21 protein-coding genes and 2 pseudogenes are annotated in these 26,775 nt (G+C 62.0%); 7 read left to right on the forward strand and 16 right to left on the reverse strand.

The genetic code is table 11. The features are described 5' to 3' along the window. Nucleotides 1-295: 295 nt before the first annotated feature. Complete coding sequence (locus HX790_RS19695) at nucleotides 296-1,357, forward strand: aromatic ring-hydroxylating dioxygenase subunit alpha (protein WP_099547712.1); 1,062 nt, start codon at nucleotides 296-298, stop codon at nucleotides 1,355-1,357. 29 nt (nucleotides 1,358-1,386) lie between these two features. After that, a complete protein-coding gene (locus HX790_RS19700) occupies nucleotides 1,387-2,337 on the forward strand; it encodes a PDR/VanB family oxidoreductase (RefSeq protein WP_058420702.1) in 951 nt (316 codons plus the stop codon). Nucleotides 2,338-2,343: 6 nt separating this feature from the next. Here the strand turns inward: HX790_RS19700 and HX790_RS19705 are convergent, their stop codons facing one another. From HX790_RS19705 to HX790_RS19730, 6 genes are all read right to left on the reverse strand, one after another. Then, nucleotides 2,344-3,057 carry a GntR family transcriptional regulator gene (locus HX790_RS19705; protein ID WP_017134659.1) on the reverse strand — a complete coding sequence of 238 codons (714 nt, stop codon included), beginning with the start codon at nucleotides 3,055-3,057 and terminating at the stop codon, nucleotides 2,344-2,346. A gap of 55 nt (nucleotides 3,058-3,112) precedes the next feature. Continuing rightward, on the reverse strand, nucleotides 3,113-4,855 hold the full coding sequence (locus tag HX790_RS19710; protein ID WP_017134658.1) for an acyl-CoA dehydrogenase: 1,743 nt from the start codon (nucleotides 4,853-4,855) through the stop codon (nucleotides 3,113-3,115). Nucleotides 4,856-4,889: 34 nt separating this feature from the next. Next, entirely contained in the window at nucleotides 4,890-6,125 is a 1,236-nt protein-coding gene (locus HX790_RS19715) for a thiolase family protein (protein ID WP_176991974.1), read from the reverse strand. Continuing rightward, nucleotides 6,122-7,996, reverse strand: coding sequence for a feruloyl-CoA synthase (locus HX790_RS19720; protein WP_176991975.1), 1,875 nt, complete (start codon nucleotides 7,994-7,996; stop codon nucleotides 6,122-6,124). The genes HX790_RS19715 and HX790_RS19720 overlap by 4 nt, the downstream gene beginning before the upstream one ends. A 62-nt stretch (nucleotides 7,997-8,058) precedes the next feature. After that, nucleotides 8,059-9,507: an aldehyde dehydrogenase gene (locus HX790_RS19725; protein ID WP_099547708.1), complete on the reverse strand. Its 1,449-nt coding sequence runs from the start codon at nucleotides 9,505-9,507 to the stop codon at nucleotides 8,059-8,061. A gap of 76 nt (nucleotides 9,508-9,583) precedes the next feature. Continuing rightward, nucleotides 9,584-10,414 (reverse strand): p-hydroxycinnamoyl CoA hydratase/lyase, encoded by an 831-nt coding sequence (locus tag HX790_RS19730; protein WP_017139056.1) that lies wholly within the window; start codon nucleotides 10,412-10,414, stop codon nucleotides 9,584-9,586. A 213-nt stretch (nucleotides 10,415-10,627) separates the two neighbouring features. Here HX790_RS19730 and HX790_RS19735 point away from each other — a divergent pair, with 213 nt between their 5' ends. Further along, nucleotides 10,628-11,116, forward strand: coding sequence for a MarR family winged helix-turn-helix transcriptional regulator (locus HX790_RS19735; protein WP_069552231.1), 489 nt, complete (start codon nucleotides 10,628-10,630; stop codon nucleotides 11,114-11,116). 5 nt (nucleotides 11,117-11,121) lie between these two features. On the opposite strand, the gene HX790_RS19740 is transcribed toward HX790_RS19735, so the two are convergent. After that, nucleotides 11,122-12,447, reverse strand: coding sequence for an OprD family porin (locus tag HX790_RS19740; protein WP_176991976.1), 1,326 nt, complete (start codon nucleotides 12,445-12,447; stop codon nucleotides 11,122-11,124). Between the two features lie 306 nt (nucleotides 12,448-12,753). Here HX790_RS19740 and mhpT point away from each other — a divergent pair, with 306 nt between their 5' ends. Beyond that, nucleotides 12,754-13,962, forward strand: a complete 1,209-nt coding sequence (mhpT, locus tag HX790_RS19745) for a 3-(3-hydroxy-phenyl)propionate transporter MhpT (RefSeq protein ID WP_176991977.1) — start codon at nucleotides 12,754-12,756, stop codon at nucleotides 13,960-13,962. Here the strand turns inward: mhpT and HX790_RS19750 are convergent. The 3 genes from HX790_RS19750 to HX790_RS19760 all read right to left on the reverse strand — a co-directional run bounded on the left by HX790_RS19750 (nucleotide 13,940) and on the right by HX790_RS19760 (nucleotide 17,284). Beyond that, nucleotides 13,940-14,887, reverse strand: a complete 948-nt coding sequence (locus HX790_RS19750; protein WP_176991978.1) for a transporter — start codon at nucleotides 14,885-14,887, stop codon at nucleotides 13,940-13,942. The genes mhpT and HX790_RS19750 overlap by 23 nt on opposite strands. An 80-nt stretch (nucleotides 14,888-14,967) precedes the next feature. After that, nucleotides 14,968-15,735, reverse strand: coding sequence for a coniferyl-alcohol dehydrogenase (locus HX790_RS19755; RefSeq protein ID WP_099547703.1), 768 nt, complete (start codon nucleotides 15,733-15,735; stop codon nucleotides 14,968-14,970). Between the two features lie 73 nt (nucleotides 15,736-15,808). Beyond that, the gene (locus tag HX790_RS19760) at nucleotides 15,809-17,284 is read right to left on the reverse strand and encodes a benzaldehyde dehydrogenase (RefSeq protein WP_176991979.1); all 1,476 of its coding nucleotides are present in this window, start codon (nucleotides 17,282-17,284) and stop codon (nucleotides 15,809-15,811) included. A gap of 270 nt (nucleotides 17,285-17,554) precedes the next feature. Here HX790_RS19760 and HX790_RS19765 point away from each other — a divergent pair, with 270 nt between their 5' ends. Further along, complete coding sequence (locus HX790_RS19765; protein WP_017139049.1) at nucleotides 17,555-19,309, forward strand: sigma-54-dependent Fis family transcriptional regulator; 1,755 nt, start codon at nucleotides 17,555-17,557, stop codon at nucleotides 19,307-19,309. A 99-nt stretch (nucleotides 19,310-19,408) separates the two neighbouring features. Beyond that, the gene (locus HX790_RS19770) at nucleotides 19,409-20,020 is read left to right on the forward strand and encodes a TetR/AcrR family transcriptional regulator (RefSeq protein WP_176991980.1); all 612 of its coding nucleotides are present in this window, start codon (nucleotides 19,409-19,411) and stop codon (nucleotides 20,018-20,020) included. Between the two features lie 19 nt (nucleotides 20,021-20,039). Here HX790_RS19770 and HX790_RS19775 read toward each other — a convergent pair whose 3' ends face one another. The 6 genes and pseudogenes from HX790_RS19775 to HX790_RS19800 form a co-directional block, all read right to left on the reverse strand. Continuing rightward, complete coding sequence (locus HX790_RS19775) at nucleotides 20,040-20,519, reverse strand: DUF3237 domain-containing protein (RefSeq protein ID WP_017139047.1); 480 nt, start codon at nucleotides 20,517-20,519, stop codon at nucleotides 20,040-20,042. Between the two features lie 42 nt (nucleotides 20,520-20,561). Next, nucleotides 20,562-21,665, reverse strand: coding sequence for a polyamine ABC transporter substrate-binding protein (locus HX790_RS19780; protein ID WP_176991981.1), 1,104 nt, complete (start codon nucleotides 21,663-21,665; stop codon nucleotides 20,562-20,564). A 40-nt stretch (nucleotides 21,666-21,705) separates the two neighbouring features. Beyond that, entirely contained in the window at nucleotides 21,706-23,043 is a 1,338-nt protein-coding gene (locus HX790_RS19785) for a hypothetical protein (RefSeq protein WP_176991982.1), read from the reverse strand. A 116-nt stretch (nucleotides 23,044-23,159) separates the two neighbouring features. Continuing rightward, the gene (locus HX790_RS19790) at nucleotides 23,160-24,422 is read right to left on the reverse strand and encodes a serine hydrolase (RefSeq protein WP_169987122.1); all 1,263 of its coding nucleotides are present in this window, start codon (nucleotides 24,420-24,422) and stop codon (nucleotides 23,160-23,162) included. Between the two features lie 268 nt (nucleotides 24,423-24,690). After that, nucleotides 24,691-25,098 carry a DUF3224 domain-containing protein gene (locus tag HX790_RS19795; protein WP_017139043.1) on the reverse strand — a complete coding sequence of 136 codons (408 nt, stop codon included), beginning with the start codon at nucleotides 25,096-25,098 and terminating at the stop codon, nucleotides 24,691-24,693. 69 nt (nucleotides 25,099-25,167) lie between these two features. Beyond that, a pseudogene (locus tag HX790_RS19800) lies at nucleotides 25,168-26,291 on the reverse strand (IS66 family transposase). Nucleotides 26,292-26,343: 52 nt separating this feature from the next. On the opposite strand from HX790_RS19800, the pseudogene fabI reads away from it, so the two are divergent. Further along, nucleotides 26,344-26,706: pseudogene (gene fabI / locus HX790_RS19805) on the forward strand (enoyl-ACP reductase FabI); the annotation flags it as partial. Between the last annotated feature and the right edge of the window lie 69 nt (nucleotides 26,707-26,775).

The following is a 26,775-nucleotide window of genomic DNA, read 5'->3' on the forward strand; positions in this document are numbered from 1 at the left end:
TAAAGCGATTTGCTACCAAATGACGCAGCAACTTCCCATTTCTGCGCAAAAAAGTAGCGGATGTCCGGTGAAGGGCTTGGTTACGCCCGATGATCTAGACAGGGTATTTTTTGGCAGGCCTTTCTTTGCCATCAGCGCACCAAACGCCGCCCACTCAATGGATCCAGTAAAAACCCATTGATCGATAATCGCCCATAATAACCTCAAAATAACTGCCATATATATTGACTCATAGCAGCTCTGGAAATTTAATGGATCCATTAAACAAAAATAATTAACCAGCCAGAGAGTTGCCATGTACCCCAAAAACACTTGGTACGTCGCCTGCACACCCGATGAAATCGCCCAAAAACCCCTGGGTCGGCAGATCTGCGGTGAAAAAATGGTGTTTTATCGTGGCTCGCAAGGCAGCGTCGTAGCCGTCGAAGACTTCTGCCCCCATCGCGGCGCACCGCTTTCACTGGGTTATGTCGAAAATGGCAACCTGGTGTGCGGCTATCACGGCCTGGTCATGGGGGCCGACGGTAAGACCGTCGAAATGCCCGGGCAGCGGGTGCGTGGTTTTCCGTGCAACAAGACCTTTGCCGCGGTTGAACGCTATGGTTTTATCTGGGTATGGCCCGGCGATCAGGCCCTTGCCGACCCGGCGCTGATTCATCACCTGGAGTGGGCAGTGAGTGACCAGTGGGCGTACGGCGGCGGGCTGTTTGACATCCAGTGCGATTACCGCCTGATGATCGACAACCTGATGGACCTGACCCACGAAACCTACGTCCACGCTTCCAGCATCGGCCAAAAGGAAATCGATGAAGCGCCTCCCGTCACCACGGTTGAAGGCGACGAAGTCGTCACCGCCCGGCACATGGAAAACATCATGGCTCCGCCGTTCTGGCGCATGGCCCTGCGCGGCAACAACCTCGCCGACGATGTGCCGGTGGACCGCTGGCAGATCTGTCGCTTCACCCCGCCCAGCCATGTGCTGATCGAAGTCGGCGTGGCCCACGCCGGCAAGGGCGGCTACCACGCAGCGCCCGAACACAAGGCGGCAAGCATCGTGGTCGACTTCATCACCCCGCAAACCGAGACGTCGATCTGGTATTTCTGGGGCATGGCGCGCAACTTCAACCCTCACGATGAGGCGCTGACCGCCAGCATTCGCGAAGGCCAAGGGAAGATTTTCAGCGAAGACCTGGAGATGCTCGAACGTCAGCAGCAGAACCTGCTCGCCCACCCGCAACGCAACCTGCTCAAGTTGAATATCGATGCCGGCGGCGTGCAGTCGCGCAAAATCCTGGAGCGACTGATCGCCAAGGAACGCACCCTCGAACCACAACTGATCACGACCACCACCGCCTGAACGGCGCGACAACACTGCGAGGACCGAACATGATCGATGTGGTGGTGGTATCCCGTAATAACGAAGCCCAAGACATTTGCAGCTATGAACTGGCCAGGGTCGATGGCCAGCCGCTGCCCGCCTTCAGTGCCGGCGCGCACATTGACGTGCATCTGCCGGACGGGCTGGTGCGCCAGTATTCGCTGTGCAATCACCCCGAAGAGCGTCATCGCTATCTGATCGGCGTACTCAACGACCCGGCTTCTCGCGGCGGCTCGCGCAGCTTGCACGAGCAGGTACACGAGGGCGCCCACCTGACGATCAGCGAACCACGCAATCTATTCCCCCTGGCCCATGAAGCGCGACGCAGCCTGCTGTTCGCCGGCGGCATCGGCATCACCCCGATCCTGTGCATGGCCGAGCGCCTGGCCCATGCAGGTGCGGACTTCGACCTGCATTATTGTGCTCGCGCCAGTGAGCGTGCTGCGTTTGTACAGCGGCTCAAGGCGTCACCGTTTGCCGAGCGCGTGTTCCTGCATTTCGATGAGCAGCCCCACACGGCCCTCAAGACTGCCGAGGTGTTGGCTGCGCCCGCAGACGATGTGCACTTGTATGTCTGCGGCCCCGGCGGCTTCATGCAACACGTGCTCGACAGCGCACGGGCACAGGGCTGGCAGGAGGACTGCCTGCATCGCGAGTACTTCTCGGCGGCGCCAGTGGACAACAGCCTCGACGGGAGCTTTTCGGTGAAGCTCGGTAGCAGCGGCCAGGTCTTCACGATCCCCGCCGACAAAACCGTGGTCCAGGTCCTGGAAAGCCAAGGCATCGAGATTGCCGTGTCCTGCGAACAAGGGATCTGTGGCACCTGCCTGACCCGTGTGCTGGACGGCATCCCGGAGCACCGCGACCTGTTCCTCACCGAGCAGGAACAGGCGCTGAATGACCAGTTCACGCCCTGCTGCTCACGCTCGAAAACGCCACTGCTGGTGCTGGACATCTGAACCGTGTCACGACGCGGGCAAAATCACCTTCATGCGCGCGTCGGCGGTGGTTGAACTGAAGATCTCGGCATAACGCAATGTCGCATTGGCGTGTTCGCGCATGATGGCTTCGGCGCGCGCGCCCTGGCGATTGACCAGGGCATCGAACACCGAGTGATGCTGCATGTGGGCATAGTTGAAGCGTCGGTATTCACGAGCCATGTCCTCACGATCCACCGCCAGCGCGGTCACCGATGCGAAGGGCAGGTGATCATTGCGTGCCAGCGCATCCGTGATCGCGGGGTTGTGGCTGCCCTCCACAATGACCTGGTGAAAGCGCATGTTCAGGTCGTGGTAAACCTCGAGGTCATCTTCGGTCACGTAGCCTTTCTCGAACAGTTGGTCGCCTTCCACCAGGCAGCGCTCCAGCGCCGCACGCGCCGCGTCGGAAAGACCCTGCTCGGCGGCTTGCCGTGCAGCCAGGCCTTCCAGCACACCGCGCACTTCGACGGCGCCGGCAATGTCGCTGGCGCTGACCGACCGCACCTGATAGCCGCGCCCGCCAAACGGCACCAGCAGCCCTTCCTGCTCCAGGGTACGAAATGCCATGCGCACCGGCATGCGCGACACACCAAAGCGTTGCGCCGTAGGGGTTTCCATCAGGCGCTCCCCCGCCACCAACTCCCCGTTGGCAATCATCTTGCGCAGTGCAACCAGCACCAATTGACCGGGCTTACTCATCCAGGCAACTTCCAGAAAACGTGGCCTGCCATAGTACCGCAAGCATCCGATCCCGTCAGACGAACGCCAGCGCGGCGCGCGCCCCCTCTATGGCACCCAGGTGTTGCGCCAGCCGCGACGGCAGGTAATCGAAAAAGAACCCGGCGCTTTGCAGCTTGGTGGCACGCAATGGATCGTCTTCGGGCAATGCCCTGGAGACCCGCGCAGCCCGCGCCCAGGCAAAGGCCAGCAACGCCACGCCACAGAGCTGGAGGAAATCCGGCGCGGCCCGATAGGGGTATTCACTGTCTTCCTGCGCGCGTTCATGCACGGCGCTCACCACACTGGCCAGCGCGTCGCACAGGCTGCCCAATGCGCGGGAGAACCCTGCGCACTCGACATATTGCACGCCCTGCCCGGCCTCGGCACGCAACTCGGCCAGCAGCAGGCCAAAGGCTCGACCTTCATCCCCCAGCACTTTGCGCAGCAACAGGTCATTGGCCTGGATCTCGTTACTGCCCTCGTAGATCATCGCGATGCGGCTGTCCCGCAGGGTTTGCTCGATGGCGAACTCGGTGACATAGCCGTAACCGCCGAATACCTGCAGCGCATTGCTCGCCTGACGAAAGCCCTGCTCGGTGAAAAACGCCTTGATGATGGGCGTCAGCAAAGGCGCCAACCGGGCGGCCGACGAATCCTGGCCATGCTCGGCTTGATCCAGCAGGTGCGCCGCCCAATAGCCGATGGCGCGCATGCCCTCGCTGGTGGTGCGCAGCTCCAGCAACACGCGGCGCATGGCCGGGTGATAACGGATCGGGTCAGCGGCCTGGGCCGCCACGTCTTCGGGCCTTGACGGTGCACGCATCTGCACACGCTCGGCAGCGTACTGCCGGGCATTTTGCCAAGCCGCCTCGACATGCCCCAGACCTTGCAGGCCGACATGCAGGCGCGCCGAATTCATCATCACGAACATCGCCGCCAGGCCCTGATTGGCATCACCGATCAGCCAGCCTTGGGCGGCGTTGAATACCAGGGAGCAGGTGGCGCTGCCCTTGATGCCCATCTTGTGTTCGATACCGTCGCAATGCACACCATTGGCCCGGCCATCGTCCAGCTGCTTGGGTACCAGGAACAGTGAAATGCCGCGACTGCCCGGCGGCGCATCGGGCAGGCGCGCCAGCACCAGGTGCAGAATATTGGCCGTGAGGTCATGCTCACCGCCGGAGATAAACAGCTTGCTGCCGCTCAAGCGATAGCTGCCATCCGCCTGGGGTTCAGCGCGACAGCGCAGCAAACCGACATCGCTGCCAGCCTGGGACTCAGTCAGGCACATGGTGGGCAACGCCTGGCCACTGACAATCTCCGGCAAGTAGCGTGCCTGCAGCCAAGGGTCGGCGTGAGTCTTGAGACACAGGTAGGCGCCGTGGGCGATCCCGGTGTACATGGCCCAGGCATGGTTACTGGCGTAGAGCATTTCTTGCAGCGCCGCATCAAGCAGTTGCGGCAGGCCCTGCCCGCCCTGCTCTTCGGCGCACGCCAGCGCCGGCCAACCACCCTCGACGTAAGCACGATAGGCCTCGACGAAGCCGTCCGGGGTGCTGACCTGGCCCGCCTGCCAGCGGCAGCCCTGGCGATCACCGTGGCTGTTCAACGGCGCCAGCACGCCCTGGCTGAAGCGTGCCGCCTCCTCCAATACTTGTAATGCCAGCGGCAGGTCGAGGGCCTCGAACGCCGGGTTGCGTCGCCAGCTGTCGGGCGCCTGCAACCAGTGTTCGAGGACAAATTGCATATCGCGCAGGGGCGCCTCATAGCTCCACATCGGGACACCTCATCGACTAAAAAGAATCACGTACTCAAGCGCGAAAAGCAGGGTTCTCGATCAGCAGCGCCATGCCCTGCCCGCCGCCCACACACGCCGCGGCAATCCCGTAGCGCAGGTTGTGCTGACGCAGTTGTCGGGCCAGGGACATGACCAGGCGCAGGCCAGTGGCAGCCAGTGGATGCCCGAGTGCCAGCGAACCGCCCTGGACGTTGAGGCGGGCGCTGTCCAGCTCAAGTTCATGGGCCACCGCCAGCACTTGGGCGGCCTGGGCTTCGTTGATCTCGAAGCGGCCGATGTCATCCAGATTCAACCCGCTGCGTTGCAGCAGCAGACGAATCGCCGGTGCCGGGCCGATGCCCATGAACTCGGGGGCCACGCCGACCACCGCGCTGGCCAGCAACCGCGCCAGGGCCGGCCGCGTGCAGGCCGAGGCGCGGCCCACCAACGCCGCCGCCGCGCCATCCACCACGGCACAACTGTTGCCGGCGGTTTGCACGCCGCCGGGATGCACGGCGCGCAAGCGTTTCAAGCTCGCAAGGTCGGTGGGCCGAGGGTGGCTGTCCTCGCTGACGGCAGCGGTCCGACGCGCCAGGCTGATGCCTCTGGGCTGGTATCCCTCAAGCTCGAATAGCTGGTTATCGACCGCCACCACCTCGTCAACCCAAGCGCCGTCACGCTGCGCCTGCAACGCTCGCTGGTGGCTGGCGCAGGCGTAGCGGTCCACCGCCTCGCGGCCCAGACCATAAAGGCGCGCCAGGTTGTCGGCCGTGGCGATCATGTCCAGGCCCGGAGCCGGGTCGTACAGGGCCTCCCACAGAAAATCCTTGAACTGGACCTCGCCGCCAAGACGAAACCCGCCCCTGTGGGTGTAAGCCGCGATGGGGTTGCGCGACATGGATTCACTGGCCACACACAAGGCCAGTTGCACGCCGTCCCGCAGTTGCCCGGCAGCCTGGCGCAACAGTTCGAAACCGGTGGCGCAGATGCGCTGCACCCCCAGTGCCGGGACCGCTTGCGCCACCCCGCTGTACAAGCCGATATGCCGTGGCAGCAAGTAGGCATCGAAACTGGCCTGGGCCATGGAGCCGGCCAGGACGCTGTCCACTGCCTGCGGTTCAATACCCGCCCGGGCCATGACCTCACGGCCGACCTTGATCCCCAGGTCGATGGGTGAGACCTGAGACAGTGCTCCACCCAGGTCAATCCAGGGGGTGCGCACGGCCTCGAAAATCGCCACATCGGCAAATGCCGAATACTGCCCGTTCAAGGTTTCGGCTCGGCGCGCAGGATCGTCGACTCTTCGCCGCGATACAACGCCTCGACCTTGGCTGCGCGCCATTGCAGCACGGCGCGCTGGTTGATCGAACCTTTGTCGGTGATTTCCCCACGGTCGATGGACGCCGGCTCGTCGAGCAGGGCAATCCATTCCAGGCGACTGGCATTGCCAGTGGCCTCGCGATTGAGGCGCTGCAACCAGTCGCCGAACCACTGGCGCACCGGCACGCTGGCCAGCACGTCGGCGTCGCTGGCGGCGGCGTCCAGGCCCGCCAGCCGACGGCATTCGTAGAGCCTGGGGAACACCAGTGCTCCGAGGCACTCGCGATCGGGCGCGGCAATCACCAGGTCCTGCACATAGGGCGAGCCGTCGAGCACTGCGCGATTGCGCAACGGACCCACGCTGACAAACACCCCGGAAGAGAGCTTGAAATCCTCGGCAATTCGCCCATCGAACATCAGGCCCAGTTGCGGCTGCCGAGGGTCGGCGAGCTTGATCGCGTCCCCTGAACAGTAGAACCCCTGTTCGTCGAACACTTCGGCGGTTTGCTGGGGCGCCCGCCAGTATCCCGGCATGATATGCGGCCCGCGAAAGCGCCCTTCGAACTTGCCGTCCACCGGCACCAGGCGCACCTCGCAGCCCGGCGCGGGCAAACCGATATAGCCGGCCATGGACAACGGCCCGGTGGTGAAGGTGCAGGACGGCGCGGCTTCGGTCATGCCCAGCCCGGCCATCATGCGGATGCGCTCACCGCAGTGCTGTTCGGCTACGCGATCGAGGCGATCCCAGATACTTTGGGACAGGCCGGCGGCGGCGAAGAAGAACAGTTTCATCCGCGCAAAAAAACGCTCGCGCAACTCGGCGTCCTGTTCCAGGGCGTTGACCAGCTCTTCCCAGCCCTTGGGGACCGTCAGGTAAGCCGTGGGCGAAATTTCCTTGAGGTTGCGCAAGGTCTGGGCAAAACCCTGGACCGTGGGCTTGCCGTCGTCCAGATAAAAGGTGCCACCGTTGTAGAGCACAATGCCGACGTTGTGGCTGCCGCCAAAGGTGTGATTCCACGGCAGCCAGTCCACCAGCACCGGAGGTTCCTCACCGAACACCGGAAACGTCTGCAGCAGCATCTGCTGGTTGGCGCAGAGCATGCGCTGGGTGGTGATCACGGCCTTGGGCAATTTGGTCGAGCCCGAGGTGAAGAGAAACTTGGCAATGCTGTCGGGACCGGTGGCATTGAAGGCCTGCTCGGCCTCAGCGCCCCCCGGCGTGTGCAACAGGCTGGCGAAGCTTATCTGGCTGCGCCCGGGCACTTGGCCGCGCACGCAGATCAACGGGGTTTCGGCCGGCAATACGGCCTCGATCGCACGCTGGTAGGCCGCCGCATCGCTGACGAACACCAGCCCGGGTTGCAGCAGGTCACAGACATGCCGCAGCTTGGCGAAATCCTGGGACAACAACGCGTACGCCGGCGAGACCGGGCAGTACGGAATACCGGCGTACATGGCGCCGAGGGCGACCTGCAAATGCTCAATGTCGTTGCCGGACAGCAAGGCCAGCGGCTTGTGCGCCGACAGCCCGTAGCTGAGCAGGCCCTGGGCAATTGCGCGCACGCTGTCGAGCATCTCGCGGTAGCTGACACGGCGCCAATCCCCACCGGCCTGGCGTGCCGCGATAAACGTCTGCTCGGGCCGTACCCGAGCCCAATGCACCAGGCGATCGAGCAGGCGCGCCGGCAACTCAGCCAGGGGCTCCAGGGAGCGCATGTGCAACACGCCGTGTTCTTCAGTGACCGCCACCGGTGCGTGGCCGATGGAGACCTCGCGGTATCGCGGTGCGGGCTGGGGTTGCGGTCGGAATTCGGAACTCACAAGGATGTCCTCCAGCAAGGCGGATCACAGCCGCCTTGTTATTGTTATGTCGCAGCAACTGCTCAGATCGGGTAATGCCGTGGCCCGTTCTGCAAGGTCACCCAGCGCAATTGCGTGAAGTGCTCAATGGACGCCTTGCCACCAAAGCTGCCGTACCCACTGGACTTGACCCCACCAAACGGCATCTGCGCTTCGTCATGCACGGTCGGGCCGTTGATATGGCAAATACCCGACTCGACCCGCTGCGCCAGTGCCAGCGCGCGCCCGGTGTCGCGACTGAAGATCGCCGCCGACAGGCCGAACTCGGAATCGTTGGCCAGGCGCAACAAGGCTTCATCACCGTCTCCGCGCAGCAGGACGGCCACCGGGCCAAAGGACTCTTCGCGGTACAAGCGCATGTGTTCGGTGACGCCATCGATCAGGGTCGGCTGCAAGATGCTGCCCTCGAGCTGGCCGCCTATCACCAGCCGCGCGCCCTTGGCCAGGGCATCGTCGATCAGGGCCTTGATGCGTGTGCCGGCGCTGGCGTCCACCAGGGAACCGAGTACCGAATCCGCCGCAGCGGGGTCACCCGCACGCAGGGTCGCGACCTTGGCCGCCAGCTTGGCGGTGAACGCATCGGCGACCCTGGCATCGACAATCAGGCGTTCGGTGGACATGCAAATCTGGCCCTGGTTGAAATAGGCGCCAAAGGCCGCCGCCGCCACAGCCGCGTCAAGATCGGCATCGTCGAGCACCAGCAACGGCGCCTTGCCACCCAGTTCCAGCAACGCCGGCTTGAGGTGACGCGCCGAGAGCTCGCCGACAATCCGCCCGACATGGGTCGAGCCGGTGAAGTTGACCCGCCGCACGGCCGGGTTGGCGATCAACCGCTCGACAATCGCGGCGGCATCCGCCGGGGCATTGCTGATGACGTTGACCACGCCATCGCCCAGGCCGGCGTCCTGCAATACCTGGCCGATCAGGCGGTGCACTGCCGGGCTCAGCTCCGAGGCCTTGAGCACCACGGTGTTTCCGCAGGCAAGCGGCATGGCGATGGCGCGCGTGGCGAGGATCACCGGAGCGTTCCACGGCGCGATGCCCAGCACCACACCGCACGGTTGACGCAAGGCCATGGCGAAACTGCCGGGAACATCGGAGGGGATCACTTCCCCCGTAATCTGGGTGGTCATCGACGCCGCTTCGCGCAGCATATTGGCCGCCAGACGCACGTTGAAGCCATACCAGTTCGCCATGGCGCCGGTCTCGCCGGCGGCGGCGATGAATTCGCTGCTGCGCGCCTGCAATTGCTCGGCAGCGTTGAGCAAGCGGGTGCGGCGTTCGTTGGGCGCCAGCGCCGCCCACGCGGGGAACGCGGCGTGGGCGGCGGCGACCGCGGCGTCGGCATCTTCCAGGGTCGCCGCAGCCACCCGCGAGACCACTTCACCGGTCACCGGGTTGCGACGTTCGAAGGTTCGACCGTCACGGGCGGGGCACGACTGGCCGCCGATCAACAGGGGCACGTCCAGCATGGTGATTCCTCTTTATTGTCTTTATCGGGAATACGTTCAAGCAGGGTACAACGGCGCGGCCAGGCGGCCGCGCCCTTCAGCGTTTATAGGCCTGCAGGCCAGGCTTGATGCTCTTGTCGTCAAGGAACTGTTTCATGCCCTGCTCGCGACCGCCTTCGGTGTCGAGCAGGCGCGACTGATCGAGCTTGGCGTAGAGGTAATCCTCGTTCTGCTCCCAGGTCAGTTCGCGGCAGCGCTTGAAGCCATGCTTGGCGGCACGCAGCACCACCGGGTTTTTCTCCAGCAGGTTGCGCGCCAGTTCGATGGTCACTTCGCGCAGTTGAGCCAGGGGCACGCTTTCGTTGACCAGGCCCATTTGCGCAGCTTTCTGCCCGCCAAAGGTCTTGCCGGTCATGATGTAGTACAGCGATTGACGATGGCCCACGGTGTCGGCCATGGCCTTGCTCACCAGGTTGCCCGGCGGGATGCCCCAGTTGATTTCCGAGAGGCCGAAGGTCGCTTCGTCGGCGCAGATCGCCAGGTCGCACGCCACCAGCGGGCTGAAGCCACCGCCGAAGCACCAGCCATTGACCATGGCGATGGTCGGTTTGGCGTACATGCGCAGCAGTTTCCATTGCCATTGCGAGGCTTCGCGGCGGATTTTTTCCTGGAGGATTTCCGGGCCGGCATCCACTTCGCGGAAGTATTCCTTGAGGTCCATGCCCGCAGTCCAGGCTTCGCCCGCACCGGTGAGGACCAGCACGCCGGCGGCAGGGTCCTGTTCGAGGGTTTCCAGGACGTCGATCATTTCCCGGTTCAGGGTCGGGCTCATGGCGTTGCGTTTTTCCGGACGATTGAGAATGACCCAGGCGATGCCTTCTTCGATCTCAACCTTGACTGTGGTCCAACGGCCTTCGTAATTGCTCATGGCGGTACGCTCTTGTTCTGGGTGTGAAGATGATTCGAAATTAAACCGCAAATATAGTTATGTCAATTAACTATTAATCTGAATAACCAATATTTTTCCTGCTTAAAACCCGCGCGGTGCAGGCGCTTTCAAAACCCGGCATAGCCATAGCGCGCCAACACCGGCAAACTAGATACTCTTATTAACCTGCACCTTCTGAGGATTGCACTGCCAATGGCCAAGCCTTCCACCATCGCCACCGCCAGCCAGGCCCTGCCCGACAACGACGAGGTAAGGCCGCCGCTGGATTCAGCCCTGGACGATCTGATCGGTTACGCCATGCGCCGCGCCCAGCTCAAGCTGTTCCAGAACCTGATCGGCCGGTTGTCGGACCACGACCTGCGCCCGGCGCAGTTTTCGGCCCTGGCAATCATCGAGCAGCACCCCGGGCTGATGCAGGCCGACCTGGCTCGCGCCCTGGCCATCGAGCCGCCCCAGGTGGTGCCATTGCTGAACAAGCTGGAAAGCCGCGCTCTGGCCGTGCGGGTACGCTGCAAACCGGACAAGCGCTCCTACGGGATCTTCCTCAGCAAGACCGGCGAAACCCTGCTCAAGGAACTCAAGGACATCGCCGCCCAGAGTGACCTCGACGCCACGGCCGCCCTCGACGGCCAGGAACGTGAAGAGCTGCTGCGCTTGCTGAAGAAGGTCTACCAGGACTGATCGGCCTACCAGAGCGCCACGGTGTAGAGCACCAGGAAACGGGTCTGGTTTTCATCGCGAAAGGCCGCGCCGCTCGGGAAGTCATTGCGGTAGATCGACTTGCGCGCCATGAACCCGACGTTCTTCAGCGGGCCGCTCTGAATCACATACCCCAGTTCCATCTGGAACTCGCGCTCCTTGCGATCCTCGGCGTTCAAAGCGGCCAGTTCGATGTGGTCGCCACGCACATAGCGCAGCCGAGTCTTGAGCCCCGGCACACCCGATGCCGCGAAGTCATAGTCGTAGATGGCTTGCCAGGTGCGCTCCTTGGCGTTGAGAAAGTCCGAACTCATGGTCAGTTCGCTCATGCCCATCAACTCCGTTCCCGAGATATAGGGCGTGGCCGTCTCCCCGCTTGAGTGCATGTAGCCAAGGCTGACGCGATGGCCGCCCAGGCGGTAGCCAAACAACGCCGAGAGGTTGCGGTTATCCACCTTGCCCGCCTTGGCACTGCCATCCTCACGGCTGAAAAAACTGCGCAGGTCGCTGGTGAGCACACCATCGCCCACCGGCAAGTTGTGCAGCAGCGCCAAGGTGTCCTGCTGATAGAGGTCCGCGATCTGCGAGTGATAAACCCGCAGGCTGAGGTCTTTATTGACCTGGTAATCACCGCCCACATAAGCCAGGTGCGAGGTGGTGGCGGTGGCGTTGAAGCGCCGGTTGGGCGAGGCGATGGTCATGGCCTGGTAGTCGGTGGAGTCGCGCTTGTTGATGCGGTCGATATAGCCTGTGTTGAGGGTCAGGCCATCGATGTCCTTGGAGCTCAACGTGGTGCCGCGAAACGTTTGCGGCAGCAGCCGCGACGGACTGGCAAAGGCAAACGGCAGGAAGATCGACACATCGCCGGCCTTGACCGTGGTTTGGGCGAACCGCAGTTTGGCGGTTGGGGCCAGGCGCGAGTAGTCGTCGGCGGCGCGCTTGTCGCTGGCCGACACCGGCAACAACTCGGTACCGCTGCGGTCCGGCGAAGAGTCGAGCTTGACCCCCATCAACCCGCGTACATCCAGGCCAAAGCCGACCGGGCCAGGGGTGTAACCCGATTCCAGGTTGAGGATGAACGCCTGGGCCCATTCCCGTGCGGCGGTCTTCGCACCGTCATCCTTGTAGTCGCGGTCCAGGTAGTAATTGCGCAAGGTCAGGGTGCCGTGGCTGTCGTCGATAAAGCCTGCAGCCCACAGCGAACCGGGCAGCACGCTCAAGGCCAACAATGCCATCAGCCGGCGTGGAGTGTTGTTCGACACACAGGAGACGGACGCCGCTGCAACGGCGTCCTCCATAGGGAGTTCTGGCATGTTCGATGTCCATTTTTGTTGTTGTTATTGGGTTGGCGCACGCGCGGCCCTGTGAGCCTCGCAAACCAAGAATGGAAACAGCCGACGGTACTCGTCAACCGTAACTGACCGATAATCGAACATTAATAAAGCTATCTATTTTTTATCCATGAACAAACAAATATCTCAATCAATTGAATTTAATGACTTTATTCCGTTTTTTTACTGATTTTATTCCACGATTCATTTTTTAGTTATATTTGTTATCTTAATCCTTAGCAGCCACTCAAGCTCGCCACCACAACAAAAACAACAATGAGGTTTGCCATGGACAGTCCATCGCGTCGTTCGACGCTGACTATTGCGTTGTGCTTTATCGTTGCGCTGATCGAAGGGTTCGATCTGCAAGCCGCCGGCACCGCCGCCGCTGGGTTACGTCAAACCTTCGCCCTGGATCCGAAGATGCTCGGCTGGGTGTTCAGCGTCGGCATCATCGGCCTGCTGCCGGGGGCGTTCTTCGGGGGCTGGGTTGCCGACCGGATCGGGCGCAAGAAAATCCTGGTCAGCGCCGTGCTGCTGTTCGGGTTGTTTTCACTGAGCACCGCATTTGTCGAGAGCTACTCAAGCTTGTTGCTGGTGCGCTTTCTCACCGGCCTGGGGCTGGGCGCCGCGTTGCCCAACCTGATCGCGCTGTGCGCCGAAGCGGTGAGCGAACGCAACCGTGGCACGGCCATCAGCGTGATGTACTGCGGGGTGCCGCTGGGGGGAGCATTGGCCGCGGTGGTGGCGATGTTTTCCAGTGAGCACTGGCAGACCACGTTTATTATCGGCGGCCTGGCGCCCTTGCTGGCCGTGCCGCTGATGATCCTGCTGCTGCCTGAATCCAGCGCCTTTCGCCAACAGTTCGACAACACGCACGGCGCCCGCCCCTCCACCGGCCAGGCGCTGTTCGGCGACGGTCGCGCACGTACCACGCTGGCCTTGTGGCTCAGCTACTTCTTCACCCTGACCGTGATGTACATGCTGCTTAACTGGCTGCCGTCGCTGTTGCTGGAACAGGGTTTCAGCAAACCCCAGGCGGGCATGGTGCAGATGCTCTTCAATATCGGCGGCGCCCTGGGGTCGCTGCTCGGCGGCGTGCTGCTGGACCGCTGTAATGCCCTCAAAGTGGTGCTGTCTGTGTACGCCGGGCTGCTGGCGGCCCTGGCCGGGGTCGGGCTGTCAGTGGGCATCGTGCCCATGGCTATTGCCGGCTTTGCCGCCGGTTTGTTCGTGATGGCTGCGCAGTTGGTGCTGTACGCCTCGGCACCGCCCTCGTATCCCACCTCGGTGCGTGCCACCGGCGTCGGGGCCGCCGTGGCAGTGGGCCGCCTGGGTTCGGTGGCCGGGCCGCTGGCGGCCGGGCAACTCCTCGCTGCCGGCGCCGGCACCGCGGGGGTACTGCTGGCGACGTCCCCCGGGGTGGTGATTGCCGCACTGACCATCATCAGCGTGATGGTGCGTACCGCGCCTACTAGAACTTATGCAGCCAGTTGAGCACCAGTTTGTTGCCCTCGGTGCGGTTCTGCGCCTGCTGTTCAAAGTAGGCGTTTACCGATAGCACCTCCTCCTTGCTGAACGCATAGACCAGGCCTGGGCCAATGGCCCAGACCTTTTCCCGGCGCCCGCTCACGGCGTGCCCATCGACCTGGGTGTCGGTGATCTGCTTCAACCAATAGCCGTTCACCCCCACGCTCAGTTGCTGGCTCAAGGCATATTGCAGCGTCAGGTTGGCATGCAATGCCTGGCCGGCCTGGGTATCGGAAACATCCCCGAAGCCAGCCTGCGGATCATCATTCTTGCCATTCCACAGGTACATGAAACGCCCGCTCGCCGACCATGTCGGGCTGAACCAGTACGTCGCCGCGTAATACGGGTTGAATGACCAGAAGTTGCTGCCGGGGTTGATCGAGCGATGGCGGTCATAGGCCCCCACCGGGATCGAGACATCAGCCTCGACACGCTGGGTCAACAGCGGGCTGCCATCGGCGCGATTCAGGGTTGGCAGTTGCAGGAAGGCACCGACCGTCAGGTCACCGAAGCCAGCACGGGAACTCAGCGCCACATTGTTCAACCCATCGTCGACATTCACCCGGGCCAGGGAAGTGTTGATCAGGGTGAAGCCGGGCATCGCGCCATTGGCCAGGGGTTGGCCGACGTAGATGATCTGCGTGGTGGGCGCCACCACTTCCAGGTCCTGCCTGGGCAGCGCCAGCTTGTTGCCGTGGGCATCATTGAAACGGCTGGCCCGCGAGTAGGTCAGGTACTCCTCCAGGTACCAACCGGGGCCGGCCGGCGCTGGCGAGCCGTCGTAGAAACTGGTGGTGCCGAGGTTGAGTCCGGGCAGGTCGTAAGCATGTGCAGTCGATGTCAGTGCGACAAATGTCGTGGCCGCAACCGTCCGCAAGATAGGCTTGAGCATCTTGTATGTCCTGTATTTTTGTTGTTGTTCAAGACTCCCGGCACGAGGGGCCGCACCGGGATTTATTGCTGTGGCAGGCCCTACACGTAGGTGGCGGCCAAACCGCCATCCACCGGTAGATTGACCCCGTTGACCCAGCGCGCAGCATCCGAGCAGAGGAAGGCAATCACCGCCGCTACCTCATCGGCCAGGGCTGGACGGGTCATGCGCTGGCTGTCCTCGGCCACCCGCTGCGGCCCGAGCATGCTGACGAAATCGCCGAGAATCGGGGTAAACACCGGCCCCGGCGCCACGCAGTTGATACGCACCGAGTGATCGCGAAACCAGCCCTGGGATTGTTGGAAGCTCCACACGATCAGCGCCTCCTTGAAGTATTGATAACAGCTGCCCTGCTCCACCGGATTGGCCGCCAGCCACTGCTGCCCGGCCTCGAAGCTGGGTATCGCGGCCAGCGCCTTGTGCAGCTCCAGCCGTTGCGGCCATTGCGCGCCAAGCACCGAGGCGACATTGACGATGCTGCCGCCCGCCGGCATGCGTGGCAGCAGCGATTGAGTCAGGTGCCGCAGCCCCAGGTAATTGACCGTGGCCACCGCGTGCACGGGCGCCGTACCGGGCACACCAGCGATGTTGCACAGCCCGTGGACCCGCGCGGGCAGGCGCGCCACCAGCGCATCAATGCTGACAGGGTCACCCAGGTCAGCCTGGAAGAAACCATCCAGGGTCAGTTGCGGTTCATGGCGATCCACGCCGATCACCGTGGCCCCCTGGAAACGCGCGAGCCGCGCCAGTTCGGCGCCAATGCCTGAAGCGACGCCGGTGACAATCAGGGTTTTGTTGTACAGGTTCATGTTCAAGCCCTCTTATTTTTGTATAGGCACAGGTGTAACAAAGCGATGAGCCAGCGCCCAGAACGGCTATGGCTCAGAATGGATAGACAGGCGGCGTATTTTTCAGCGTGACCCACTGCCACTGGCTGTACTCGTCCCAGTCGGCCGGCCCGCCGACGCTGCCGCCGTTGCCGGAAGCACCGCGCCCGCCGAACGGGTTGATGCATTCGTCAGCCACGGTCTGGTCGTTGATGTGCAGCAGGCCGCAGTCCAGCCGCTCACCGATGGCCATGGCGCGCCCAACCGACGGCGAGATGATGGCGGCCGAGAGGCCGTACTCCGTGCGGTTGGCCAGTTCGATCGCTTCCTCGTCGGTGGTAAAACTGACAACCGTGGCCACCGGGCCGAACAGCTCTTCCTCAAAGGCGCGCATGCCCGGACGTACGCCACTGAGTACGGTGGGCTGGTAGAACAACCGGTCATAGTCGCCGCCCGCCTCGAGCCGTGCGCCGGCCTGCAGGCTGTCACTGACGATCTCGTGCACGCGCAGCAATTGCCGTTGGTTGATCAACGGGCCGAGCGCCGCTTCACCCCCGGCGGCATTGCCCACCGTGAGTGTCCGGGCCTTGTCCACCAGCTTGCGGGTGAGGCTTTCAGCGATGGATTGATGCACGAGAATCAGCCCGGTCGCCATGCAGATTTGCCCCTGATGCAGCCAGGCGCCCCAGGCTGCATTGCTCGCGGCCAGGTCGAGGTCGGCGTCTTCAAGAATGATCAGCGGGTTTTTCCCGCCCAGCTCCAGCGCAACCTTTTTCAGGTGTCGCCCGGCCACTTCAGCGACTTTGCGCCCCGCCGCCGTCGAACCGGTGAACGCAATCATCCGCACATTCGGATCGCGGCACAGCGCTTCCCCCGCCGGCGCCGCGCCGGGCATCACCTGCAGCAGGCCCTTGGGCAAGCCCGCCTCTTCAAACAGCCGGGCAATGAGAAAACCCCCGCTGACCGGGGTCTGCGGGTCAGGCTTGAGCACCACTGCATTGCCTGCCGCCAGCGCCGGGGCCACTGAGCGAAGTGACAGCACCAGCGGAAAGTTGAACGGTGAAATCACCCCGACCACGCCGTGGGGCTGGCGCCGTGCATAGGACAGTCGGCCGGCTGCACTGGGCAGCACCACCCCGTGAGGTTGGGACAACAGCCCCGCCGCCTGATGCAGCAGCACAATCGCTTCACGCACTTCGTGCTCGCCCTTGAACAACGCGCCCCCGGTTTCCCGGGCGACGTACAGCGCCAGCTCGGCGAAGGACCGCTGGGCCAGGTCCGCCGCCTTGCGAAACACCTCGGCGCGCTCCCGTGGGCCCAACGCAGCCCAGGCCGGCTGCGCCAGGGCCGCACTGCGGCAGGCGATGGCGATGTCGGCCGCGTTGGCCATGGCGCAGCGCATCAGGGGTTCGCCGGTGGCGGGTTCAATCACGTCAATCACAGATCCCGACACGGGAATCCAGTCGCCGTTGAACAGGCATTCGGACGCGATGGCCCGCTGTAGAAAGGGGGTGGTTTCAGACACTGGCATTGGCAACTCCGGTTCTTGTAATTGTCATCGTCTGCACAGGGTGCAAACGCCGCATCCAGTCTTGAGCAAAGGCTGTGCCGCTTGCACGCAACGGCGCGCACATAAACCGGCGAGGGCTCTGGGTCGAGGCCTGCCGCGCAACGCTCACACGCCTGGGGCGTTGACCCGCAAAAAACCCGGGCTCAGCCACTTGTTCAATTGATAAGGTTATGTTTTATAACTATCTGAGCAGTTGCTCATATCGATCACTCGCTTTGCAGGGGCATAACAATGACTAATCCCCACAGCGCGCTGCCCGACGACCGGGTGGCCAGCGCGCCCTACCCTCCGCGAGGCGACAGTCGCCAACTCAGTGACAGCAGCTCGCCCACCACTGCGGAACTGGCCGACTGCCTGTTCTTTTCCCCTGAAGACGGGCGCATCTGGCTCAACGATCAACGCATGTTGTTGCTGCACAGTTCGTCGTTCGGCGCCCTGCGCGCCGAGGTCATCGAGCGCCTGGGACTGGACCAGGCCCGGGGCCTGTTCACCCGCACCGGTTATGCCTCCGGCGCACGGGATGCGCGCTTGATCCGCGAGCGCTGGCCACAGGCCGATGCCGCCGCGGTATTTCGCGCCGGGACACACCTGCACACCCTGGAAGGCATGACCAAGGTCGAACCGCTGCACTTCAAGTTCGATGCCGACTCGGGGTTCTATGAAGGGGAATTTCTCTGGCACCACTCGTGCGAAGCCGATGAACATGTGGGGGCCTACGGCATCGGCCAGGACCCGGTGTGCTGGACCGAAACCGGCTACGCCATCGGCTTCGTCAGTGGCCTCTTCGGGCAAATGGTGATTTTCCGCGAAGTGGAATGCCGTGGCATGGGCCATCGCCGTTGCCGCGTGATTGGCAAGACGGCCGAGCAATGGGGTGATGTCGAACAGGACCTGCGCTACCTGAATGTGTCCCAGGCCGTCACTGGCCCTGCCACCCCCACGCTCGCAGGCCCCGTGGGCAGCAGTGGCGGAACCCGCCAGCCGCAACCGTTGGTAGGCGCCAGTGCCGCGTTCAACGCGGCGATGCAAGCGCTGCAAAGGGTTGCACTGACGCCCGCGACGGTGCTGATCAGCGGTGAGTCCGGTGTGGGCAAAGAGATGTTTGCGCGCCAGCTGCACCAGCTCAGTCGTCGCCATGACAGCCCGTTTGTGGCACTCAATTGCGCCGCCATCCCGGATAACCTGGTGGAGGCCGAACTCTTTGGTGTCGAACGCGGCGCCTATACCGGCGCTACGCACTCGCGCCCCGGGCGATTCGAACGGGCCCAGGGTGGCACCCTGTTCCTGGATGAAATCACCAGCCTCAGCCTGCCCGGGCAAAGCAAGTTGCTGCGAGCCTTGCAGGAACGGGAAATCGAACGGGTCGGCGGGGTGCGCGGGATCAAGGTGGATGTGCGCGTGGTGGCCGCCACCAATATCGACCTGCGTAAAGCGGTGGCAGACGGGAGCTTTCGCGAAGACCTGTTCTACCGGCTGAACGTTTACCCCATCGCCCTGCCCCCGCTGCGTGAACGCCGGGACGACATCCCGCTACTGATCAATGCGTTCCTGACGCGCTTCTGCCAGGACTACGCCCGGACCCCGGCAGGCCTGACCATGCGCGCCCTGAAGACGTTGCTGCGCTACGACTTCGCGGGCAATGTGCGCGAGCTGCAAAACCTCATCGAACGCGGCCTGATCGCCAGCGACGAAGGCCAGGCCATTGACCTGGTGCATCTGTTTCGCAACGAACCGCTGCCCGCCGAGCCCTATGGCCTCGACGACCAAGGCAGCCTGTCAAATACCGCGCAGGCGCCTCGCTCGACGCTGCTGGATACCCTCGACCCGTTGGACCAGGGGGTTTCCATTGAAGGCCTTGAATCGCGCCTGATCACTGAAGCATTGCAACAAAGCGCCGGCAACCTGGCCGCGGCCGCCAGGCTCGTGGGGCTCAGCCGTGCTCAATTTGCTTACCGTATGAAGAAGCACCGGCGGCAAACTCCTTGAATGGCAATTAGTGCTTTAAAAGCTTTACCCAATTAAGTATTTTGCAGGGGTATGGGGCCGACACGCGCCCCTCTTTATTATTCGTGACAAGGATCTCCTGTGAGTGGACTGCGTGAACGTCAGAAAGCCGAGCGCCGGCAAGCTATCAGTGAAGCTGCGGTCGAACTGTTTGAGCGCCAGGGTTTCCAGAACACCACCATCGAACAGATCGCCAGCCAGGCCGGAGTGTCGCCGCCGACGGTGTTCAAGTACTTCGGCAACAAGCAGGAAATCATCCTGGAGATCCTGCATCACGCCGATCAACGCGCGATCAGCGACACCCGCAGCCTGATCCACCAAATAGACGACCCGGTCGAAGCGCTCTGCCACCTGGAACGCCTGCTCACGGGCTATGCCCTGGAGGTCATGCACCCCAGCCTGTGGCGTGAACTGCTGCCGCTGATCCTGTTCGGCGGCAGCAATGGACTGCCCGAAGGCTACCGGGCCATGAACGATGCGCTCAGGGCCGAAATCAGCGAACTGCTGCGGGAACTGCAACGGGCCGGCAAGCTGCGCGCGCAACTCGATGTGGAATTGGCCGCGTTCCTGTTGAACGACTATTCGCACCTGCAATTGTTCAGGCTGGTGAACCAGGAACACCCGGATATCGACGCACACTCGATGCAGGTCAGGCGTATCACCGAGTTGCTGTTCTACGGCATGCAGGCCTGAGAGCTTCCAGGGTCGGGCCTCAGTAAAAGCGATAGCAACGAATCACCACCTGGTCGGCGCACGGGTAATGCACCAAGCCGATAAAACTTGAACGGGTGAGCCAGTCCAGCCGCCCCTTGGGCACCTGGAACACCGGCGTACAGGTGCAGCGGTACTCCGTCTCAGGAATCGGCCATTGGCCGTCGCGCTCCAGTTGGCGTCCGTACTCAGTCATGCTCAGCACACCCCGGTTACGGATGTTGATCACCTCGCCTTCGTCGGTCCTTACGCTGTAGCGGGCATCCAGTTGACCGATGCCATCGGGGCGCAAAAGAAAGCAATCTTCTCCACCCGCCAGGACCTGGCCGCTGATGCCGACCCCATCGAAATCCCCGCCCACAATCGGGTAATTGCAGCGCAGGCCTTCAACGCTGTCGCCCAGCATCACGCCCGGCCCTATCGCGACGCGAAGGGTCAGCACCCGCTGCAAGTTGGGGGCAATGTCCATCCGTTCAGTCATGGCAAGCTCCAAGCCCGGCGCGCACGCACCGGGCCACACTGATCAGCGGTTGCTCTTGATGGCGGTCCAGGTGCGGGTGCGGATGCGCTCCGCGGCAGCCGGGATCGGCTCCAGGGCGAACAGGGTCTTGCGCGCTTCGTCCGGCACATACATGTTCGGGTCGTTGCGGATGCTGGCGTCCACCAGCGCAGTGGCGTCCTTGTTCGGGTTGGGGTAGCCGATCTTGTTGCTGATGCGCGCAATCACGTCCGGGCGCAGGATGTAATTGATGAACGCATGGGCCTCCGCCAGATCAGGGGCCTTGGCCGGGATCATCATCACGTCCGACCACATCGGCGCGCCTTCCTTGGGCAGTGCCATCTGGACCTTGACGCCCTTGCCGGCGGCATCTGCCAGGCGCATGGCCAGTGCGACGCCGCCGGACCAGCCCACGCCCACACAGATATCACCGTTGGCCAGGTCCATGCCGTAGCGCGACGAGTTGAAGTAAGTCACGTAAGGGCGAATCTTCATCATCACCGCCTGGGCTTGCACATAGTCCTCACGCTTCTGGCTATTGGGGTCGAGGCCCTTGTAGTGCAAGGCAATCGGCAGGATCTCGTTGCCGGCGTCGAGGAAACCCACGCCACAACTGGCGAGCTTGGCGAGGTTTTCTTCCTTGAAGATGATGTCCCAGCTGTTCATTTGCACGTCGGGGCCGAGGGCTTTGCGCACCTTGTCGACGTTGTAGCCGATCAATGTGGTGCCCCACAGGTAAGGCGCGGCGTAGCGGTTGCCGGTGTCACCCACGGCTTCCAGGGACTGCATGAACTGCGGGTCCAGGTGCTGCCAGTTGGGCAACTGCTTGCGGTCCAGCGGTTGCACGGCACCGGCCGTGATCAAGTGCCCCAGGTTAGCGGTGCCGGGGAACACCACGTCGTACCCGGAGTTGCCCGTCAACAGTTTGGACTCCATGGTTTCGGCACTGTCGAACACATCATAAATAGGCCGAATGCCGGTTTCTTCCTCGAAGCTCTTCAGCACTTCGGGTGGCAGGTATTCGATCCAGTTGTAGATCCGTACGGTTCGTTCTTCAGCCAGGCAAACACCACTGATGAGCAACGAGGCGACAGTGCCCAGCACGGTATTACGCAGAAATCTGTTCATGATCAAAACACTCCAGCGCGGCCGCGATGGCTCGCAGCACTTAATAGCGGTAGGTGAAATACAGTTCCAGCGCACTGAACGTCTGGTCATCGCCAAACACCTGTTTGGCGGCGGCCAGTGGCTTGACCCAGTTGTAGGACAGCGACGTGTAGAACGACGGCGTGGGTGTCCAGTCGAGGAAAACCACACTTTCGTCGGCAAAGCGCCGATCGCTGACCGGTGCGCCCAGGTAGTTTTTCTCATCCAGCCAGAACTGGTAGTGAATCGCGCCGAGGGTCAGGGTTTCGTTGAGGTGGGTCTTGAGGGAGAACTGCTGGACATTTTCGTTGCTGTTGAACAGCAGGTAATTGCCGACCACGTCCCCGACCAGCCACGTGCCCCAGTCGACGAAGCCTTTGCTCAGTGGGTCCCAGGCTTTTTGCCGGTTGTCGGTGAGGTTGTCATCACCGGAAAAGCTCGCGTAGCGGTAGCCGAGAATCGGCGTCAGAGGCAACGTAGTGAAGGCATAGTCGGCCTGGGCATACCAGGCGTTGGCAGCGTAGTCGACACCTTCGCCGCTGCCGCGCTCCAGCGCGTACTCGGCATTCAGCGTCAGCGCCTGTACGCCGGGCACCTTGGCGTTGAGCGCCCGCAGGTTGTACACCTGCATCCCGTCCCGGCGGCGCGGGAGCGTACTGCCTCTGGGGCCAAGGGCATTGACCTTCATGGCCATGGCGCCGAGCGTCAGCTGATCATCGAGGTTGTAATCCAGGTTGACGCCGGTCATGCGGAAATCGCCCAAGTCATCATCGGTGCGCAAGGTAAAAGCCTGAGACTTCAGCGCGCCATGCTCCCAGGCGAGGATCGCCGAATCCCTGAACGCGGTTCGCGGGCCGAGCCAGTAGGCGCCATCCTTGAACTGGTCGAGGTTGCCATCCATGACGATGAACCCCGTACCGATCATGTAGTTCTGGCGGCCGGCGGTGAGCTTCCACTCGCCGGCGCGAAAACCGCCATAGAGTTCTTCGGCGGCGGCCTTGCCATCGGAACTGCGGCTGAAGCCACCCGCGTCACCATCGCCAAAGGTGCTCGCCGCCACCAGGGAACCGCCCGCGAGCAGGCTAAAATCCGGTTGCAGCGCGTACTCGAGTTTGACCCCCGGTTTTACGTAAACCTCTTGCCAGTTGATCCGGGCGCCGCCGTTTTTACCGTTGCGCGCATCGACCCGGCCGCTGCCGAAGTTGACCCCACGGGTAAACAACGTTGCCCCGCCTGCGGTGAGATTGACTTCGCCCTTGAGATCGCCGTCCTCAAAGGTGTAGCCCGCGAATGCGACGTGGGTGGTCAAGGGTAAGCCGACCGCCAACAGCGCTCGAGAGAAACGCTTGGTGAATACCATAAGAAGCTCCTGTGGAATTATTGTTGTTACAGGGCAGTCAATGGCGACGCAGGGCGCCGCCAACACCTGGGCAAGCCAGGTGAATAGAACGCAAAACTCTTATTGTTTGGCGTGGGTCAGTGGCTCAGGTGGGCGGCGATCGCGCGCAGCATGCGCACGCTGTCAGTATCAAATGGGCTGACCGCATCGGTAAGCGAAGACTGCTTGACGATCACTACGCCGGACGGCTTGTCGATGAACAGGTACTGGCCGTGAATACCCCCGGCCATCAGGGCCTGGCTGTGGTCGTTGAACACGTACCACTGGCTTCGATAGGACGCACCGGGCGTCCAGCGGGAGAACTCAACATTTTGCGTGTAGATGGCCGGGTCCGCACCGGCGGTGATACGGGCCACAGTCTCGGGCGACAACAACTCAACACCGTCGTGACGACCGTTGTTGGCCAGCAAGCGACCGAAACGCGCCATGTCTCTCAAGGTGGCGCTGAAGCCCGCCCCGGCCACGTTACGGCCCCAGGGATCGGCCAAAAAATAGCCGTCGCGCTCGCATCCCAGGCGCCCCCAGACCTCCTCCAGCATCTGACTGCAGGCCTTGCCCGAGGCACGTTCCATGACCCACGCCAAGGCTTCGGTGGTGGCCGTCACATAATGGAAAAAGCCCCCGTGGCTGCCGCGTTTCTTGAGGGATGGCAAGTACTGGTACAACGATTCGAACTGCGCGTACTGCGCCGGTGCGGGTTGAAAGCCGCAGGCATAGCCGTACTGCGAGCTTTCTGAATTGGGGTCGTCATACACTTCGCTGTAGTCGATGCCCACCGCCATATCGAACAATTGGCGCACCGTCGCATCGCCAAATGCGCTGCCCGCCAGTTCAGGCACGTAGTAAGCGGCCGGCCGCTCGGGCTTGAGCACGCCGCTCGTCACCAACTGTTCACCCAAGGTACCGATCAGCGACTTGGTGACCGAGAACATGATGTGCCGGTCACAGGCGCGCTGACCGTTGAAGTAGCGCTCGTACAACACCGTGTCACCCTGCATCACCAAAAAGGCGTCCGTCTGGCTGGCGACAAGGTGCTCGATCACACGGATGCCCAGCCCACTCTCACTGTCGAAACACAGCTGATCCAGCGCGCGCGGGGCCTCCTGAAGCTGACCGACAGGCCCTGGCCCCGCCGACACATCAATGCTGGGGCGCAGTCGCGCCAGATGACGGAACCCCCACTGATTGAAGGGCGTGCGCATCCAGTTGTTCCACGTTACCCGGTGTTCCGGCGCGGCGGGAAACCCCTGCATCAGCAGCGGCGCCACGCGAGTGGCCAATGAAGACTCATTGGCCTCGACATAAGAAGTCGCGAGGGAGAATTGGGCTTTATGACTCATCGGGGTAACCCTGAAGATGACTCTGCATGAAGCAGATGCAGAGAAATAATTACCCCATATAATATTTTAGTCAATAAAACTTTTTACCATGAAAATATATCCCCTTGCACGCAGTGCCCGGGGCAACTGCAGCCTGTGTGGTCACACATTACCTTTGCGTGGATTGTTACCGTCGATCAAAGGTAAGCGTCCGGCAAAGCCACGGTAAGCACCTAGCCAGGACACCTCCCTGGTGCGTCAGGGGCGGTGCCCCTTACGGTTTGTTAAATTATTCGAGGTGGTAATTCAACCAAATATGGTGCGTTCCATCGGTGTCAATTGTGATCCCTCCTGACCCTGATATCCCTTTCAAACCGTCCGTACCACTGCCTCCAACTATGCAGAAAAACTCATCTGCACGATCAATTCCGGTAGTGGAGGCGGAATGAATGAAGTTAAAGGAACCCTCTACCCCATTCACCGTACCCTTGAAACTCTCCATCGCGATGTAGCTGCCCCTTCTTGACGCTTGGTCGAACGCCGCAGTAAAGGCTGTTGAAGAAATACCATCGATAGCTCCTGTATAGGACTTTTCCATGGAGCTGATCGACACTGGTAAGCCTGTTGTAATTTCGGGCGTGAGAGTCAGGTCAGTTGGTTTGAAATTCTTGGAGGAAAAAGTGGCTCGCGCTTCCATTCGGATCAATCCTGTTCCATATGAGTTGAGCGGTCATTCTAATGCAAGAGCACCCTCACGTTGAGAACGTCAGGCCGAGATCCAATGCTCTGGCAGCAGTTGGTCGATCTCACTTGCTCGCTGCGTCGGCAGGCGCGTCAGCACATCTTTCAGATACGCATAAGGATCATGCCCATTCATGCGGGCGGACTGAATCCAGCTCATGATCGCAGCTGCCCGTTTACCACTGCGTAGCGACCCGGCGAACAACCAGTTCGAGCGTCCAAGTGCCCACGGCCTTATCTGATTTTCGACCGCGTTATTATCTATGGGCACAGCCCCGTCCTCGATATATCGAGTCAGTGCCGTCCAGCGTTTGAGGCTGTAATCCAGAGCTTTCGCGATAGCCGACCCTTCGGGCACAAGATCATGCTGGGCCAACATCCAGGTATGCAGTGCGTCGATAATGGGGGCCGCTTTTTCCTGGCGTATTCGCCAGCGATTTTCGTCGGTCATTTCCCGCGCTTGCCGTTCAATTTCGTACAACCCGCCAATTGAGTGCAGCGCCTGCTCAGCCAGTTGGCTTTTATTCGTCGCGTGCAAATCGAAAAACTTGCGGCGGGCGTGGGCCTGGCAGCCGATTTCGGTGATGCCTTGTTGGAAGCTGGCTTTGTAGCCGGCAAAATCATCGCAAACCAGCTTGCCATTCCACGGGCCAAGAAAGTTGCGTGCATGTTCGCCCGCACGGCTTGGGCTGAAGTCGTACACCACTGCCTGGAGCGCCGAAAAAGGCGTAGTGCAGTCGGCCCAGACATAAGCGCGATGGATTTTCTTCTCGCCCGGCGTGAGCATCTGCACCGGCGTTTCGTCAGCGTGGATCACGCCTTGAGCAAGCACTGTTTCGCGCAGTGCGTCGACCAAGGGTTGGAACTGCACGCCAGTTTGGCCGACCCACTGCGCCAGTGTCGAGCGGGCGATAGCCAGGCCGGCGCGGCCGGCGGATTCAACGCCTTCAGCTCGGCTTCGATGGCCGCGATGTCGGTGTCGAGCAGGCAGCCTTGGGCAGGGCTCAATTGCTCACTGCGCTTGGCAAACTTGTTACGTTTGAACCAGGCGATTTCGTGGGTGAGCTGCTCGATGATGGTTTGGTAGCGGTCGTTCTTCTTGCCCATCCGGTCGACCTGCTGCCCGAGAGAATCAACCTGGGACAGCAACTGCGCCGCGAGCCTTGGGCGCTCATTGGGACAGCCTGGACTGCATTGTGCACTCTGTCTTTCCTACCTGGGCGCGGAACGCACCATGCCTAACTATAACGTCATGGGCATGGCAAAAGCCTCTCTCGAAGCCAGTGTACGTTATCTTGCCGGCTCACTAGGCCCGCAAGGCACTCGCGTCAATGCCGTCTCGGCTGGCCCGATACGCACGCTGGCCGCATCAGGTATCAAGAACTTCCGCAAGATGCTCGCGGCTAACGAGGCGCAGACTCCACTGCGCCGCAACGTTACTATCGAAGAAGTTGGCAACGCTGGCGCATTCTTGTGTTCGGAGCTGGCGTCCGGAATTAGCGGCGAAATACTGTATGTCGATGGCGGCTTCAATACCACAGCGATGGGCAACATTGAAGATTGAGGCTTCATAGGTTGCGGAAGCTTGTTATTAAGACTCAATGCTTCTGCACTTTTGGATCAGGGGCGGCCA

This window comes from Pseudomonas sp. IPO3747 (genome assembly GCF_013385245.1).
GTDB classification, from domain to species: Bacteria; Pseudomonadota; Gammaproteobacteria; order Pseudomonadales; family Pseudomonadaceae; genus Aquipseudomonas; species Aquipseudomonas edaphica.

What these genes read in the sequence shown, in the direction of transcription:
- HX790_RS19785 (WP_176991982.1), bottom strand. Translation starts at nt 23,043, where the DNA reads ATGGTATTCACCAAGCGTTTCTCTCGAGCGCTGTTGGCGGTCGGCTTA.
- HX790_RS19790 (WP_169987122.1), bottom strand. Translation starts at nt 24,422, where the DNA reads ATGAGTCATAAAGCCCAATTCTCCCTCGCGACTTCTTATGTCGAGGCC.
- HX790_RS19750 (WP_176991978.1), bottom strand. Translation starts at nt 14,887, where the DNA reads ATGCTCAAGCCTATCTTGCGGACGGTTGCGGCCACGACATTTGTCGCA.
- HX790_RS19775 (WP_017139047.1), bottom strand. Translation starts at nt 20,519, where the DNA reads ATGACTGAACGGATGGACATTGCCCCCAACTTGCAGCGGGTGCTGACC.
- HX790_RS19780 (WP_176991981.1), bottom strand. Translation starts at nt 21,665, where the DNA reads ATGAACAGATTTCTGCGTAATACCGTGCTGGGCACTGTCGCCTCGTTG.
- HX790_RS19705 (WP_017134659.1), bottom strand. Translation starts at nt 3,057, where the DNA reads ATGAGTAAGCCCGGTCAATTGGTGCTGGTTGCACTGCGCAAGATGATT.
- HX790_RS19710 (WP_017134658.1), bottom strand. Translation starts at nt 4,855, where the DNA reads ATGTGGAGCTATGAGGCGCCCCTGCGCGATATGCAATTTGTCCTCGAA.
- HX790_RS19725 (WP_099547708.1), bottom strand. Translation starts at nt 9,507, where the DNA reads ATGCTGGACGTGCCCCTGTTGATCGGCGGCCAGTCGTGCCCCGCCCGT.
- HX790_RS19765 (WP_017139049.1), top strand. Translation starts at nt 17,555, where the DNA reads ATGACTAATCCCCACAGCGCGCTGCCCGACGACCGGGTGGCCAGCGCG.
- HX790_RS19730 (WP_017139056.1), bottom strand. Translation starts at nt 10,414, where the DNA reads ATGAGCAATTACGAAGGCCGTTGGACCACAGTCAAGGTTGAGATCGAA.
- HX790_RS19700 (WP_058420702.1), top strand. Translation starts at nt 1,387, where the DNA reads ATGATCGATGTGGTGGTGGTATCCCGTAATAACGAAGCCCAAGACATT.
- HX790_RS19740 (WP_176991976.1), bottom strand. Translation starts at nt 12,447, where the DNA reads ATGCCAGAACTCCCTATGGAGGACGCCGTTGCAGCGGCGTCCGTCTCC.
- HX790_RS19695 (WP_099547712.1), top strand. Translation starts at nt 296, where the DNA reads ATGTACCCCAAAAACACTTGGTACGTCGCCTGCACACCCGATGAAATC.
- HX790_RS19760 (WP_176991979.1), bottom strand. Translation starts at nt 17,284, where the DNA reads ATGCCAGTGTCTGAAACCACCCCCTTTCTACAGCGGGCCATCGCGTCC.
- HX790_RS19795 (WP_017139043.1), bottom strand. Translation starts at nt 25,098, where the DNA reads ATGGAAGCGCGAGCCACTTTTTCCTCCAAGAATTTCAAACCAACTGAC.
- mhpT (WP_176991977.1), top strand. Translation starts at nt 12,754, where the DNA reads ATGGACAGTCCATCGCGTCGTTCGACGCTGACTATTGCGTTGTGCTTT.
- HX790_RS19755 (WP_099547703.1), bottom strand. Translation starts at nt 15,735, where the DNA reads ATGAACCTGTACAACAAAACCCTGATTGTCACCGGCGTCGCTTCAGGC.
- HX790_RS19735 (WP_069552231.1), top strand. Translation starts at nt 10,628, where the DNA reads ATGGCCAAGCCTTCCACCATCGCCACCGCCAGCCAGGCCCTGCCCGAC.